Origin of the sequence: Flavicella sp. (genome assembly GCF_029238425.1) — a bacterium.
Classification (GTDB): Bacteria; Bacteroidota; Bacteroidia; order Flavobacteriales; family Flavobacteriaceae; genus Flavicella.
Window position 1 is genome coordinate 1 of sequence record NZ_JAQWGB010000015.1, and the last position, 15,947, is coordinate 15,947.

Consider the following 15,947-nt stretch of genomic DNA (forward strand, 5'->3'; position numbering starts at 1 on the left):
ATGCCAATGGATATTAAATTATTGGAAGGGAATCCTTTAATCGAAGAAGTAAGAAATCAAGCAGCAGTAAAACGAGGACCTGTGGTTTATTGTGTTGAAACACCGGATTTGCCAAAAAACACTGATGTGCTGGATGTTTATTTGCCTCTTAAATCAAATCTTACTGCCACTTATAAACCTGAATTTTTAGGAGGGATATCTACAATTTCAGGAGAATTGAAATTACGTAAGGATAATGCTCCAGGGATGTACAGAGAAATATCAAAACCTAGTTGGGATTCAAAACAAGTGCAACTTGTTCCTTATTTTGCTTGGGCAAATAGAGGCGTAAGTGAAATGTCTGTTTGGTTGCCAGTTGTTTGGGAGTAAATAATAATCTAAAATATAGGAAAGCACTGTCGATTGGCAGTGCTTTTTTTTTAGATAAAATTGGAGTGTTTTATGGATAAATAGAGGAAAAGTTTATCTGATAAATGCGATATCTTTAAAACTCATTGAAAAAAATAAAAAATGAAATTACTTAAGTCAATTCATCTTGCAGTTATAGTGTTGCTGGTAACCTCAGCTTGTAGGTCAAATGCTACGGAAAAATCCAATAAAAGTACTCCACCAAATATCTTAGTTATTTTATGTGATGATCTAGGCTATGCTGATGTTGGTTTTAATGGGTCTACAGATATCATTACTCCAGAAATGGACAAATTAGCAGTAAATGGAACCATATTCACCTCAGCGTATGTAGCCCATTCTTTTTGTGGTCCAAGTAGGGCAGCGTTGATGACAGGGAGATATCCACATCAAGTCGGAGCACCTTTTAATTTGCATTCTAATTCAAGTGAGTCGGATGCGGATAATATGGGGGTAACAACAAGTGAGGTTTTTATGCCAAAAGCTTTACAGGAAGCAGGGTATTATACATCTGTAATAGGAAAATGGCACTTGGGGGCTTCTCCAAAATTTCATCCAAATAAAAGAGGATTTGATAATTTCTATGGATTTCTAGGAGGAGGACATAATTATTTTCCATCTAAGTATAGAAAGGTGTATGAAAGTCAAAAGAAGCAAGGTGTTAAAATAATTAGAGATTATGTATTTCCCTTAGAACATAACGGAAAAGAGGTCAGAGAGACTGAGTACATAACAGATGCATTGTCAAGAGAAACAGTAAATACTATTAAACTGGCTAAGAAAAATAAACAACCATTTTTCACTTATCTAGCATATAATGCTCCGCATGTTCCGTTAGAAGCAAAAACGGAAGATATGGAGGTTTTCAATTCAATTAAAGATAAAGATAGAAGAACCTATGCTGGAATGGTGTATGCTGTGGATAGAGGTGTTGGAGAAATAGTTGCCGCACTAAAGGAAACTAATCAATTAGAAAATACCATCATAGTTTTCTTAAGTGATAATGGTGGTAATTTTGATCATGGTGCAAATAATGCTCCTTTGAAAGGAACTAAGGGAGATACTTGGGAAGGCGGATTTAGAGTCCCAATGTTTGTGCATTGGCCAGCTAAATTAAAAGGAGGGCAAATCTATGATTACCCAGTGTCGGCATTGGATTTATATCCTAGCTTTTTAAATGCAGCAAATGCGAAACTTCCTAAAGATAAAGTGTTATCAGGTAAGGATATTTTGCCAGCTGTAATAGCGGGTGAGGATGCAAGACCTAATGAGATGATTTATGCTTTAAGATATAGACATGGTTACTGTGATGTGGCAGGTAGAAAAGGAAGTTTAAAAGTGACAAGAATGGGCAATGAACCATGGTTGATGTTTGATGTTGACAAGGATAAAGGAGAAAAGAAAAATCTAGGAAAAAGATATCCAGAAAAAATGAAAGATATGATTCAAGAAATTGAAGAATGGACGCACTCTTTCATAAAACCAATGTGGTATTATTCTGCCAAAGATGAAGAATTGTGGGAAGATGGAAGAATGCCTCAGTTTAAAGAAACTTTTGAAGTGGATATGTTACAAAATTCGGCTTCAAAGAGATAAATTATAAAGGATGAAAAGAAGAGATTTTTTTAAAAAAGGAACCAAAGGAGTTTTAGCAGCAGGATTGATTCCTGTGGTAAACGCTTGTGACATCACTAGGGGTGTAACGGAAGTAAAAGGTTCAAATACAGACGATAAGACTTCTACAAAAAAAGATATTAAAAGGAGGAAAACCTTAAGTTATGATGTGGCTGTTTTAGGTGGCGGATTGGCAGGAATGTGTGCTGCTGTTTCTGCAGCAAGAAATGGTGCAAAAACTGTTATAATTCAAGACAGACCTGTTTTAGGAGGGAATGCATCTAGTGAAATGCGTGTGCATGTAAATGGTGTGACTCACTTAAAACCAAATGGACTTCCTGAAAGGGAAACAGGGGTGATAGAGGAAATCTTATTACATAACAGATTTAGGAATCCTCAAGAAGCCTACCCAGTGTTTGATCATGTGATGTATGATTATATCGTAAAGCAAGATAATTTAGATTTGATGCTAAATACCCAGGCAAATGAGGCAATAATGGATGGGAATACCATTGTTTCAGCTATTTGTTGGCAACTGACAACTGAAACGGAATTTACCATCAACGCAAAACAATTTATTGATTGTTCAGGAGATGGAATGATGGCTGCTTCGGCGGGTGCTGACTTTAGAACCGGGAGAGAGGCTTCTGCTGAATTTGATGAAAAATATGCTCCGAAAGAAGCCGATGGATGGCAAATGGGAGCTACCTTATTGATGTCGTCTAAGGATATGGGAAAACCAATGCCATATGAAGCACCTTCCTATGTGATCAAATATGACTATGAAAATGCCCATCCTAAAAGGAAAATTAAAGGATTTGAAGGTGGAATATGGTGGGTAGAAGTTGGTAGTAAAGGAGATATTATTGCAGAACAAGAAGAAAATAGAGAACGATTGATGGGGCACTTACATGGTGTTTGGGATTATATTAAAAACTCGGGTAAATTTCCTGAAGCCGACAATTATGCATTGGATTGGGTACAATCCATTCCTGGTAGAAGAGAGTCACGTCGTTTCGTTGGGGATTTTATTTTGTCTGAGAAGGATTTAACGGAGCACAGACATTTTGAAGATGCTGTGGCTTATGGAGGTTGGTCTTTGGATGAACATAACTGGGGAGGAATTGAAAATATTACGCATCCACCAAGTTATTTTCATGCTTATTTTGATAAGGTTTATGAAATTCCATATAGAAGTTTGTATTCTAAAAATATTGCCAATCTACTATTTGCAGGTAGAAATATTAGTCAGACACATATTGCACTTTCATCCTCTAGGGTAATGGGAACTTGTGCACTTATGGGACAGGCCGTTGGAACCGCTGCTAGTATCTGTGTCAAAAAAAATGTAACACCTCGAAAAGTAGCAGAAGAGTATATCAATGAATTACAAGAACAACTTCTTAGAGATGATGCCTTTATTCCAAACCGTCCTGCAAATGATGCTAATGATTTAGCGCAAAAAGCAACGGTTCTATTTGGATCTACAACTAAAACGGGGGATGCTAAAAAATTAACCAATGGGATTTCTAGAGATTTTAATGGTGAAATAAATCATTGGCAATCGGAAAGTTTGCCTGCTAATATTCAAATGGAATGGGAGACTCCGGTCCAATTATCTGCTGTTGAATTGAAATGTGATACCAACGTAAAAAAGAATATCATGATGAGAAAGGATAGTAAGAATAATGAAACCTTTGCAAATCATGTACCTGTAGAATTGCTTAAGAAATTGGATTTGGAAGTACGGGTAGAGGGAGAGTGGAAAATAATGGAAGAAATTTTAAACAATAGAACAAGGCTGATCAAGTTTAATTTTGAAAGTACAAAAGTTAGCGCCATTCGTGTGAATATGTCAGAAACTTATGGAGCTGAAACGGCTAAACTTTTTGAAATTAGATGTTATGCTTAAAATAAAATTTGTTTTATCGTTTGTTGTTTTGTGTGGTATATATCTTGTTACGGCTCAATCAAAAAAGCAACCTAATATTTTATTTATTGGGATTGATGATCTTCGCCCAGAATTAGGTTGTTATGGTTCTGAAATTGTGGTGACTCCCAATTTGGATAAATTGGCAAGTGAGGGCTTGTTGTTTGAAAGAGCCTATTGTCAACAGGCTATTTGTGGACCTTCAAGAGCTAGTATTCTTACGGGAATCAGACCCGAAACTAGTGGCGTATATCATAATTATATAAAATTTAGAGAAGCAAATCCGCAAGTCGTTACCTTGCCTCAATTATTTGCGAATAATGGTTATGAGGCATTGTATTGTGGAAAGATATTTCATCATGGAGATAGAGATGATAAATTATCTTGGAACCGACAGCCGGCATTGGATTCAATGGAGGCCAAAGGAATTAAGAAACCATTAGGGTTTAACACGATTAAAAATCAGAATATAAAAGAATCTTATAGAAAAGAAATGTTCGCAAAGTACGGACAAGTGGCAAAATTTGGTTTGGCAAGTGGGCCTGCTTACGAATCCGCGGATGTACCCGATAATGCCTATGCAGATGGTTACAATACCGAACTGGCAATTGCTTCTATGAGAGAAATTTTAAAAGAAGGGAACAAGCCTTTCTTTTTAGGATTAGGATTTCATAAACCTCATTTGAACTGGACATCACCCAAGAAGTATTGGGATTTGTATGATAGAGAAAAGATTCCTTTGACAAAAGATGAGCATGGAGCTTTGAATGGTGCTGAAATGGGTTTACACCCATCGTTTGAATTAAGAGTTCGTCATGGCATACCGAAAGAAGGTAAGATTGATGAGGAGTTAGCAAAAACCTTAAAACATGCCTATTTAGCCTGCGTTAGTTATGTAGATGCTCAAATAGGTAAGATGTTAGAAGCATTGGATGCTTCCGGTGAACGAGAAAATACGATAGTGATTGTCTGGAGTGATCATGGGTGGCACCTTGGAGATAAAGGGATTTGGGGAAAAGCTACCAATTATGAAATTGCCACGAGGATTCCTTTAATTATCTCCACACCTCAGATAAAAGACAAACACAAAGGAAAAAAAACGGATGCTTTGGTTGAGTTAGTAGATATGTATCCTACCTTATGTGAGATGGCAGAGTTTCCAGTGCCCAAAACGTTGGAAGGAAAAAGCTTTGTACCTCTTTTAAATCATCCTAAAAAAAAATGGAAAAAGGCCGCGTTTAGTCAGTTTCCGACTCCTGCTTTACGTGAATGGGGTGCCTACCCCTTAAGACCAGCCATGAGAGAAACTTATTTTGGTCCCTTGATTGAAGAAGTAGAACAGAGAATTAAAAAGCAACAAAAAGATAATTGGGATAGAGAGTTGTTTGAAAACAAATTAATGGGATATGCGATGCGAACTGATAGGTATCGATTGATTGTTTGGGAAAATATAGAGGATAAAAAGGCTCCTCCAATATGGATAGAATTATATGATCATAAAACGGATCCCCGAGAGACCATGAATATAGCTCAAGAGAATCCTAAACGACTCAAAAAATTAATGAAACAATACAAAAAAGGTTGGTAGTTGACCTTGCTGTAATTCTAAAAAAGCATCTATTTAATAGATGCTTTTTTTTCGTTTTAATTTAGAACAATTCATGCTAGGGTAAAATAGATTAATGATGGGGTAAAAAAATGGGTTTTGAAAAGTTAACTAACTGTTAATTTTACAGAGTTACTTAGAGAATGCCTTTTAAATAATAGATATATCGACGGATTGTTTATGGTGAAAGTGAAGCTGAAAGTAGTCAACAACCTTTTTAATAACTCAAAAATCAATGAAATCTATGAGTGAAACATGTTTTAGACTTATCGTGTGTTTGCAATCCTTCAAAAGAGGGTAGGAATACAAAAGAATCTATAAATAAGTAAACTAATACCAATACTTAACAAAATGAAAATGAAACAAAAATTTAATATAAGGGGGAAATTGAGCTATTCAATTTTTTTCATTCTTTTGACTCTGAGCTTTAATGTATCGGCTCAAGATCAAGAGGCAATGGTTCAAGGAATTGTAACCGGATTAGAGGATGGAGGTCCTATACCCGGGGTTTCCGTAACCATAGAACGAGATGGGAAAACCATTGGTGTAACAACTGATTTTGACGGGGCTTACACTATTGAAGCGCAGCAAGGAGAAGTTTTGAAATTCAGTTATATGGGAATGGCTGATCAAGAAATTACAGTCAAAGGAAATAACATAAGCACTGCGATGACTCCTGGTGTAGATGAATTAGAGGAAGTAGTAGTGATTGGATATGGTACGGTAAAGAAAAAGGAAATTACAGGTGCCGTAACACAAGTGAAAGCAGCTGATATTACTTCGGTACAAACACCAGATTTGGCTTCAGCTCTTCAAGGACAGGCAGCTGGTGTAAATGTTGTTGCTTCTTCTGAACCAGGTGGAGAGTCATCTATTTTAATTAGAGGGATTACATCTTTGTCAGGTAATAATACTCCATTATATGTAGTGGATGGAATTGTACAAGATGGAGATCCTAATATTCCACCTTCAGAAATTGAGACGATCAATATTTTAAAAGATGCTGCGTCCACTGCTATTTATGGAGTTCGTGGGGCAACCGGGGTGATTTTAATTACTACGAAGCAAGGTAAACCGGGTTCTTTACAAGTGCGTATGAACGCAAGTTATGGTATTCAACATAGAAATTCTGCTATTCCCTTGATGAATTCCGTAGAGCAAACCTATGCAGATATTATTCAAAGTAGAAATACCCAAGGGGCATTTGATGATGAAGTTAGTCTACAAATCAAACAACAAACAAATCAATTTCAAAACGAAACGAATTTGAATGATTTGATTTTTAAACAAGATGTTCCTACTCAAAATTATAACATAAATGTATCAGGTGGTACAGAAGATATTACTTATAACGTAAACCTTGGTTACTATGATCAAGAGGGACTTCAGATAAATTCTGGATTTCAGCGAATGAATATAAGAGCTAATACGGTTTATAAGAAAAACAAATTAAGAATACAATCTAGTGTTGCTTTACAAACAAGTAAAAGAGATATCCCTCAAGGGTTTTTATTATCACAATCTATAGTATACAGACCAACGCAAAATGGTATTGACGTGGATGGATATGATGACCTAAGTCAAGGAGGAGATGATGTGAATAGATTGGGTTGGGTTATTGAAAGTTTACAAACTACCAATGTAGAAAAAGGGACTAGAGCAAATGCTTCGTTAAACTTAAATTACGAATTGATTGACGGTCTTTCTCTTGCAGGTAATTTCGGATTAACTACAAATAATACAATTGGTAAAATAGTTAGACCATATACTGAGATTTACAATACTCAGAACCCTCCAAGACTACAAAGTCAACCAGAGGATAGTTATATTGATATGAGAACTAGATTCAGTACGAATGTTGTTGGAGAAATAGGAGTTACCTATAATAAAGTAATTCAAGAAGACCATGATTTGACCTTTACAGGGTTTATTACTGCTGAAGAAAGTAGAAGTGAAGCGTTTACTGCAAGAAGAAATGGAGCGACAAATCCAAATATATCAGTATTAGACGGAGCTACAGGAACACAGGCAGTTTCTTCGGGTTTTGATTGGGTTGATACTAGAATTGGGATGATTGGAAGACTTCAATATGCATACAAAGGCAAGTATATATTAAGCTCAAGTGTACGTAAAGATGGTTCTTCAAAATTCCAAAAAAATCATTTTGAAACTTTCCCTTCCCTAGCTTTAGCATGGAATATTTCAGATGAAAATTGGTGGAACAAAAATACGATTAACAATTTTAGATTTAGAGTAAGTCAAGGTACCGTGGGAGTTGATAGAATTCAATCTTATGCATTTGCTGCCGGAATTACTCAAGATTTAAATTATCATACTTCAAATGGAGGAGTGAATTTAGGAGCTGCTCAAACGGATTATGTAAATAAAGAAGTAAAATGGGAGTCAACTACACAAAGAAATATTGGTGTTGATTTAGGCTTATTTAAAAACAGATTGACTTTCGCGGCTGAATATTATCATTCAGATAAGTCAGACATGTTGTTTCCAGTATTTATCCCTCCATCAACTGGTGGTGGTAACAATGCTCAAGTGGTGCTGAACGTGGGAGATATGATTAATAGTGGTCTAGAGTTTACTGCAGGGTTTAGAGGACGTGCTGGTAAGGTAAACTATAGAATGAATGCCACTTTTTCTACAAATCATAACGAAATCACTAGAATTGATGGAGATACGGAGTTTATGTTAACCAATGATAATGGTTTGGTTTCAAGAGCTCCACAACAGTCAAGGGTGACAGCATTGGCAGTAGGTCATGAAGCTGCAGCATTCTTCTTATGGAGAACAGATGGAATTATTGATACAGAAGAAAAATTAGCAGAATACCAAAAAATTAATGCAAATGCTAGGATGGGAGATACTCGATTTATCGATCAAAATGGTGACAACCAGTTGGACGTAAATGATAGAGTTTACAGTGGAAGTGGATTGCCTGATTATGAAATTGGATATACTTTCAATGCCAACTGGAAAAGTTTCGATTTCTCGATGAACTGGTACGCGGCAATCGGACAAGAAGTCATGAATGGTTTTAACGCATATGCATATGGATTTGGGAGACATAAAGATTTAGTTTACCAATGGCAAGATGGCAATCCAACATCATCAATTCCATCTTATAGAGATGATGTTAGAAGACACCCAAATTATACAGGTTATTCTGATCTATTCTTAGAAGATGGCTCCTACCTGAGATTAAGACAAATCTCTTTAGGATACAGTATTCCTAAAAAGATAGTTAACAAGTGGGATGTAAACAGACTACGTTTTTATGTAAGAGCTCAAAACCCTTTGACATTTACGAAATACTCGGGTTACAATCCTGAGATTGGTGGAGGAATTGCAGCAAGAGGACTTGACAAGAATACAGGACCGATTTCTCAATTGTGGATGTTGGGTGTGAACTTCGATTTTTAATTTAATTTACTTGTAATGAGACAACTAATATCAAAATATACATTACTACTATTAACACTGGGTTTCCTGAACTCATGTGAAATTACGTCAATAGTAGAATTAGATCAAGAAAATCCAAATTTAATATCTACAGATACGTATTGGACAAACTTGAATGAGACAGGAGCAACACTGAATACAGTGTATCAAACTTTACATAGAAATGATTTGTTACACAAGTTTGAAGAAATTTTAAGATCAGATATGGGCTATCCAGGATATGGTAGACCAAACCCTACTAATACGGAAGAATCTTATTTGCACTTATATACTGCAAGTTCTGAAATGGTATTAGGAAAATGGCAAAACTGTTATTTAGGGATTTTTAGAGCAAATCAGGTAATTGAGGCACTTAAAGGCTTAGAGTTAACTTTCGGTGATTTACCAGAGTATAAATCTCAAATGGCCCAGGCTCGATTTTTTAGAGGATTATTTCATTTTTATTTAACTACTAGTTATAACAATGGTAGCATTATTATACGAGATAAAGTCCCTGTAACAAGTGAAGATTTTGCAAAAGGATTATCATCTAAGCAAGAAGTTTTAGATTTTTTAAGAGCGGATTTGGAATTTGCTTACGATAATTTATACAAAAACGGAGAGTATCCTGATGGAGATTTAAGTAGAGCAACTTCGGGTGCTGCTGCAACCATATTAGGAACTTCTTATTTGTACGAATTGGATTATACAACAGCGATGACGTATTTTTCTGATGTAATTCAGAATCATGGTTATTCATTAGAAACGGACTTGTCGAAAATGTTCACAACGGCTGGTGAGTTTAATAGCGAATCTATTTTTGAAATCAACTTTGCTCCAGAGCAGGCTAGATTAGATTTGGCTCCTTGGGAAGGAGATTCAGGTACAAACTGGGTAAATGTGCGTACAGCTCAAACTAAATCGGCTGTAGCTCCTGCATGGGCCGTAAATGCATACAAAACGGAACCTATGGACCCTTTAAATGCAGACAATTATTATATAGACCAAAATGGTTCAACTGCTTTACGTACTGTTCCATTGAGATGTTCTTCGATAATGGCTGTAATTGACGACAATGAAACAATTTATTACCAAGATGGTACTACGAGTCAATATGGTAGATTTGGAGGAGCCAACTGGGGGTACGGTTGGTGGAAAATTTACACCAATGATGATATTGTAAGTACAGAAGGAGAACTGCCGGGAGGTCAAGCTTATTCTTCTAAAAATATTGTGCTTAATAGGTTGTCAGATGTTTTCTTGATGCAAGCGGAGTGTTTGATAAAAACTGGAGATGTGGATAGTGCCTTAGAATTAATCAATGATATCCGCAAGCGATGGGGGTTAGTTTTACTCGGAATGCCAAACGGTGATGTTGCCCATACTTACGACGAGTTACCGTACGACCAAAATTCATTAATGCAGCATTTGATGCGTGTTGAAAAACCATTGGAAACAAGTGTAGAAGGTCATAATATAAGATTTTTAGATTTCCAAAGGTGGAAAAAGAGTGATAATTATGGTTTCAAAGATAGATTGGGAGAGCTGGCAACCTCTGTGTTTTATGGAGTTAATATTTCATATTATAATTGGGAAACAGAGCAGGTAGCTACAAGAAACAATAACTCAAGTGTTGTAGCAACGCAACCAACTTCTGGTTTTTACTTGACGGTTGATTATGAGTATAATACGCCTTTCTTGAACTATAGTGAAGATAAACATGGAACATTCCCAATTCCATTCGATGAAACTAGTACGAATCGTTCAATTGACTAATTATAAAATTATGAAGATGAAAAATATAAAATTATTATTACTTTCTCTAAGTTCGCTTTTTATTGTGAGCTGTGGCGAAGAGTATGCAGATTATACTGCACCTCAAGACAACTTTGAAGATGTTTCTTGGCTGGCGGGGTTAAATCCATTAGTGGGAGCGGATTCACAGTTTTCTTTGAATGCGGATTCGAGTATTTCTTTTTTTAATTTAGCTCAAGGAGCCAATAGTTCTCAATGGATACTTCAAGAAGGAAATCATTTTTTAAATGAAGGTTTTACTCAAAATGATTCATTGCCGTTGTTTATTGATTCTAATTTAGGAACAACATCTACAAATGATAAAGCACATGTTTTATTCAGAACTCCGGGAGAAAACAAGGTGACTTTGATCAATACATTTGATACAGAAGTTTCCTCAAATATGAGTGATACGTATGAAGATTATGTAAAAGAAGAAATGACTCAAGAAAATGGAGAATATACTTACAAAGTTGAATTTGTTTTTGATATTTATGATTATTTAAATCCTGCTTTTACAGTTGAAAAAGAAGGAACAACTGTTTTAACGATTACGGAATCAGATAACCCGAGTTTGGCTGATCAGGCAAATTGGGATGTGGTTGAAGTAGAAGCTGCTACTGGGTTGACATTTATTGATAATTCTACGCAAGGAAGACCGAATGGAGGAACTTGGTTTGTTGCCGATGGTGTTCCTAGCAGAGCGTCAGCTGCACAGCCAGTAAACATCAACTTTTATAAACTTGGAACTTTTAACGTTGGTTCTTTTCGTTCATTAAGAGTTGCGCCACTGCCTACATCAAATCGTGAAAAATTAATTCCATTGAAAGTAAAAGTGGTTCAGTCGACTCAACCATTTAATTTTGATGGTGTTTTAACGGAAGATGAGAATGAATTGATATCTTTTAGAGTAAATGGAGAATTGACTCCTTTTTCTGGAAAAGAAGGGAATTTTAGTGCTAGAGTAACAAATCCAAATGGGTTTGACCAAGTGGTGCCGGTAGAATCTGTAAGAGTAAATGATGAGAATCCAATTTTTATGCAAGTAAAACTTTCTCAACCTATTTACAATAGTGATACCGTTGAACTTTCTTATGATGGGAATGGAGCCATAACTTCTGCAGACAATCGAGTTTTACAAGCGTTTGGACCTGAAGTAGTAGCGATGCATTATGGCAATAGCATCCTTCCAGCGAATTCTCTTGCTAGTTTTGAACCGTCAGGAGGTAATCATACAAATGCATTCGCAACCAATAAATATTGGATGCCTGGAGGAGGAGGTGCAACAGGAAACTGGAGATATGGAGCAGGTAACGAAATTTGGGCTAGATCTGAATTTAGAGCTTATGCTGGTGGAGCAAGTATGAAATACGAAATACCAGCCGAAGCTACGGAGCTGCATACTTTACAACTTTATGGATTTGGATTGGCAGATGGTCCCGATGGAATTCCAGCGGGTACTTATAGGGTTTTCCACTGGATTTATGTAGAACCACAAACTACTATTAACGAGCTTACATTTGGGTTTGGACCAAATCAAAACTATGCAAAATTTGATATTTCTTCTATCGCTAAAGGGCAATGGGTTCGAGTTAGAGCAAGTAATGATTTAGTAATAGCTTCAGATTTAACCGGGGCCTCAGGTGGTGCGAAACGAAATAATACTGCGATTTTACCAGGTGGTAATAATGCCGGGGTTACAGGAGAGCAAGTATTGTATATAGACGAATTAGAATTTATAGAAGTAGAGGTAAGACCATAAAACTAAAAAGATGAAAAAATTATTAAATAGTATAGTGTTTTTTCTGATAGCTTTGTCTTTCATGGCTTGTGAACCAGAAAATAAGTACCCAAGTTCAGGGATTAAGCCTACAGCGGTTTATAATCTTACGAGCATTAGTAATAGTGAACTAGATCAAATAAATGTTTATAGAGAAAAAGCTTTAGTGGTGAACTATATAACGCAAGTAAATTTGTTCAGCTCTGAGACTCGTGATTACGCAGACACTTCTACAGATACAGACTATGTATTTCAATGGACAGTTTCTGAAGAAAGAACAGTTTCAGATGTTGTTGAAACCTTCTCCGTAGTTAGAGTAATAACTGCATTAAAATCTGATGGTTCTGGTTCTATGGAAGCCACAGCAACTTATCCTGATGGTTCTACAAATGTTACAAATCATACAGTTGTAGTGACTGAAAATGAAGTGTATAATTAGTTGATTTTATTAGATAATAGAAAGGTGTTTCTTAGAAATAAGAAACACCTTTTTTTATGGTCAAATGTTATCGAGACGTAGAGATATTAGAATGACAACCAATTGTTGGTAGAATTTCTATCTTAGAATTATCCCGTAAATTGGTAATATCGGTTCTTATTGGGGTAATTTTCGATAAAACAAAAGCTCCGTGTTTGAGTAATTTTACTTCTATTATAGGCGGTTACGCCTTTTATGAATATATTAAATAACAAATTGACTAGAAAGTAGTCTGTTGATTTGAAAAATTATAAGAGATGACAATAGAGAAAATAGAAACGTTCATTTTGAAAGATAAGCTCTCTCAGAGTTTTTTCTTCTCGCAATGGGAATATTCAGAAAGATGTATTTGTGTGGTTAAAGTTACTACTTCAGATGGTCAGCACGGTTGGGGTGAAGGTTATGGACCCGCCACTATTTTAGAATCTGGAATAAAGTTTCTTGAGTCAACAGTAATTGGTGAAAACCCTTTGGAGAATGAAGTGATTTGGAATAAAATGTATCGCAAAACATTGGACTTTGCAAGACGTGGAGTATTGATGGCTTCTATAAGTGCTTTGGATATTGCCATCTGGGATTTAAAAGGTAAAATATTAAACCTACCAGTTTCAACCTTATTAGGAGGGGCACACAGAGATAAAATTCAACCTTATGCAACTGGGTTTTATTATATGGACCATGACAATCCGGCAAGAGATTTTGAGAAGGAAGCTAAATTATACTTATCTCAAGGTTTCAAAGCTTTTAAAATGAAAGTAGGATTGGGGATCGAAAGGGATGTGAAGTATGTGAAGTTGTTGCGTGAACTTTTAGGTCCGGAAGCAAAGTTAATGGTAGATTCGAATCACGCATATACCCTAAGAGAAGCGACTGAATTGTCGAGAAAAATTGAAAAATATGACATCGGATGGTTTGAAGAACCAATCTCACCTGAGTTCTATGAACAATATAATGAACTGAAATCAAAGACAACCATTCCAATTGCAGGAGGAGAGTGTGAATACACAAGATTCGGTTTCAATCAATTGATAAAAAATAAGTCGGTAGATATTTTACAACCGGATATTTGTGCAAGTGGAGGTTTGACAGAAGCAAAACGTATCGGAGCCTTGGCAAGTGCAAATGGGATCGATTTGATTCCTCATACCTGGGGGACTTCTATTGGAATTCACGTGGCATTGCATTTTATTTCAAATATAGAATCAATACCTGGTAGAATGTATCAACCTAATTTCTTAATTGAATACGATCAAACGGAAAATGGATTAAGAGAAAATCTTACGTTTCCTTCTATTGTAATGAAAGATGGAATGTTAGAAGTTCCAAAAAGACCAGGACTTGGGATTGATGTTGATGAAGATGTATTGAGACGTTATGCCGTAAATAAAAGTGAAATTAAAACGAGTATCCTTTAAACTATTGAAGTATTATGAAGACAGAAAACTTTGGTTACAAAAAACTATATATAAACGGTGAATTAGTTGATGCTGCATCGGGTAAAAAAGCAGATGTAATTTGTCCGGCTACCGGAGAGGTGATTGCTCAAGTTGCCGAAGCTGGTAAAGAAGATGCTCTAAAAGCTTTAGAATCGGCTCAGGCTGGATTTAAATATTGGTCTAAATTATCTTTAGCGGATAGAACTGCTTGGATGCAGAAATTGCGCACAGCAATTTTAGAAAAAGAACATGAGCTAAAAACTGCAATGGTCCATGAAATGGGGAAAACCTATGGTGGAGCAGCAGAAGATATTGAGGCTGTGGTAAATGCTTTGGACTGGTATCCTAATGCAATGAAAAATTTGCGCGAAGAACAAATTCCTGATTATGAAAATACGCATACCCATAAAATGATTTCTAAACCAGCAGGAGTTGCTGTGGCTTATTTAGCATGGAACTTTCCTTTGTTAAATGTTGGCTTTAAACTGGGACCAGCTTTGGCTGCAGGATGTTCATTGATCATCAAGCCCTCAGCATTATCTCCATTATCGACTTATATGATTGGAGAAATCTTAAATGATATTGATTTCCCAAAAGGGGTGGTGAATATCTTGTCTGGATCTAGCAGTGAAGTAGCAACGCCTATGACTACAAGTAAAATTCCAGCAGTTTTAACGATGATTGGTTCTACTGCAACAGGTCAAAAAGTGATTGCAGAAAGTACTACTTCTATCAAGAAACTAGGAATGGAATTAGGTGGTAATGCCCCTTTTATTGTTTTTGAAGATGCAGATTTTGACAAGGCCTTAGATCTAGCAATTGGACTAAAATTTGGAAATTCAGGTCAAATTTGTGTAGCTGCTAACCGAATCTTTGTGCATAAGAATATTTATGATAAATTTATAAAAGCATATGTAAAGCGTGCTTCTGAATTGAAATTAGGATTTGGAACTAAAGAGAATTCCGATGTGTTTATGGGGCCAGTTGTGTCTAGAAAAGATAGAGACAGAATGTTTGATTTGGTTGACGATGCTGTATCTAAAGGAGCCATATTAGAATATGGAGGAAACATTCCTACTGACTTACCTGAAAATGGAAATTGGATAGAACCAACCATTGTCTCTGGAACGACACCTGATATGAAATTATTTAGAGAAGAAACATTTGGACCTGTTGCGGGTGTGATGAGTTTTGAAACGGATGATGAAGTATTGGCATTAGCAAACGATACAGAATTTGGATTAGCGTCTTACATATTTACCAATAATCATAGTAGAATAGAAAGATTTACTGAGGAATTGGAATTTGGAGAAATCCAAATAAATGGAGTTAAGTATTCAATTTACTTACCTCATGGTGGAATTAAAAATAGTGGAATTGGACACGATTGTTCGCATTTAGCATTGGACGATTATTTAGTTAAAAAACGTGTGTCTACCGCATTGTAA

The 15,947-nt window shown here is 36.0% G+C and carries 9 protein-coding genes and 1 pseudogene; all 10 read left to right on the forward strand.

Features of this window, described 5'->3' with window-relative positions; translation table 11 throughout:
• Positions 1-369: pseudogene (locus P8H68_RS00745) on the forward strand (glycoside hydrolase family 127 protein); the annotation flags it as partial.
• Positions 370-510: 141 nt separating this feature from the next.
• Positions 511-2,004: a sulfatase-like hydrolase/transferase gene (locus P8H68_RS00750; protein ID WP_300320329.1), complete on the forward strand. Its 1,494-nt coding sequence runs from the start codon at positions 511-513 to the stop codon at positions 2,002-2,004.
• Positions 2,005-2,014: 10 nt separating this feature from the next.
• Complete coding sequence (locus tag P8H68_RS00755) at positions 2,015-3,934, forward strand: FAD-dependent oxidoreductase (RefSeq protein WP_300320330.1); 1,920 nt, start codon at positions 2,015-2,017, stop codon at positions 3,932-3,934.
• Positions 3,927-5,540 (forward strand): sulfatase, encoded by a 1,614-nt coding sequence (locus tag P8H68_RS00760; RefSeq protein ID WP_300320333.1) that lies wholly within the window; start codon positions 3,927-3,929, stop codon positions 5,538-5,540. The genes P8H68_RS00755 and P8H68_RS00760 overlap by 8 nt, the downstream gene beginning before the upstream one ends.
• Positions 5,541-5,915: 375 nt before the next feature.
• Positions 5,916-8,993 (forward strand): TonB-dependent receptor, encoded by a 3,078-nt coding sequence (locus tag P8H68_RS00765; RefSeq protein WP_300320336.1) that lies wholly within the window; start codon positions 5,916-5,918, stop codon positions 8,991-8,993.
• A gap of 15 nt (positions 8,994-9,008) precedes the next feature.
• Entirely contained in the window at positions 9,009-10,787 is a 1,779-nt protein-coding gene (locus P8H68_RS00770) for a RagB/SusD family nutrient uptake outer membrane protein (RefSeq protein ID WP_300320339.1), read from the forward strand.
• 16 nt (positions 10,788-10,803) lie between these two features.
• Positions 10,804-12,567 (forward strand): hypothetical protein, encoded by a 1,764-nt coding sequence (locus P8H68_RS00775; protein WP_300320342.1) that lies wholly within the window; start codon positions 10,804-10,806, stop codon positions 12,565-12,567.
• Positions 12,568-12,577: 10 nt separating this feature from the next.
• Positions 12,578-13,024, forward strand: coding sequence for a hypothetical protein (locus P8H68_RS00780; RefSeq protein WP_300320345.1), 447 nt, complete (start codon positions 12,578-12,580; stop codon positions 13,022-13,024).
• Between the two features lie 296 nt (positions 13,025-13,320).
• Positions 13,321-14,478, forward strand: a complete 1,158-nt coding sequence (locus P8H68_RS00785) for a mandelate racemase/muconate lactonizing enzyme family protein (RefSeq protein ID WP_300320348.1) — start codon at positions 13,321-13,323, stop codon at positions 14,476-14,478.
• 14 nt (positions 14,479-14,492) lie between these two features.
• Positions 14,493-15,947 carry an NAD-dependent succinate-semialdehyde dehydrogenase gene (locus P8H68_RS00790; RefSeq protein WP_300320351.1) on the forward strand — a complete coding sequence of 485 codons (1,455 nt, stop codon included), beginning with the start codon at positions 14,493-14,495 and terminating at the stop codon, positions 15,945-15,947.

Excerpts from the sequence above, each read along its gene's own strand:
- P8H68_RS00750 (WP_300320329.1), top strand. The coding sequence starts at position 511 with ATGAAATTACTTAAGTCAATTCATCTTGCAGTTATAGTGTTGCTGGTA.
- P8H68_RS00755 (WP_300320330.1), top strand. The coding sequence starts at position 2,015 with ATGAAAAGAAGAGATTTTTTTAAAAAAGGAACCAAAGGAGTTTTAGCA.
- P8H68_RS00760 (WP_300320333.1), top strand. The coding sequence starts at position 3,927 with ATGCTTAAAATAAAATTTGTTTTATCGTTTGTTGTTTTGTGTGGTATA.
- P8H68_RS00765 (WP_300320336.1), top strand. The coding sequence starts at position 5,916 with ATGAAACAAAAATTTAATATAAGGGGGAAATTGAGCTATTCAATTTTT.
- P8H68_RS00770 (WP_300320339.1), top strand. The coding sequence starts at position 9,009 with ATGAGACAACTAATATCAAAATATACATTACTACTATTAACACTGGGT.
- P8H68_RS00775 (WP_300320342.1), top strand. The coding sequence starts at position 10,804 with ATGAAAAATATAAAATTATTATTACTTTCTCTAAGTTCGCTTTTTATT.
- P8H68_RS00780 (WP_300320345.1), top strand. The coding sequence starts at position 12,578 with ATGAAAAAATTATTAAATAGTATAGTGTTTTTTCTGATAGCTTTGTCT.
- P8H68_RS00785 (WP_300320348.1), top strand. The coding sequence starts at position 13,321 with ATGACAATAGAGAAAATAGAAACGTTCATTTTGAAAGATAAGCTCTCT.
- P8H68_RS00790 (WP_300320351.1), top strand. The coding sequence starts at position 14,493 with ATGAAGACAGAAAACTTTGGTTACAAAAAACTATATATAAACGGTGAA.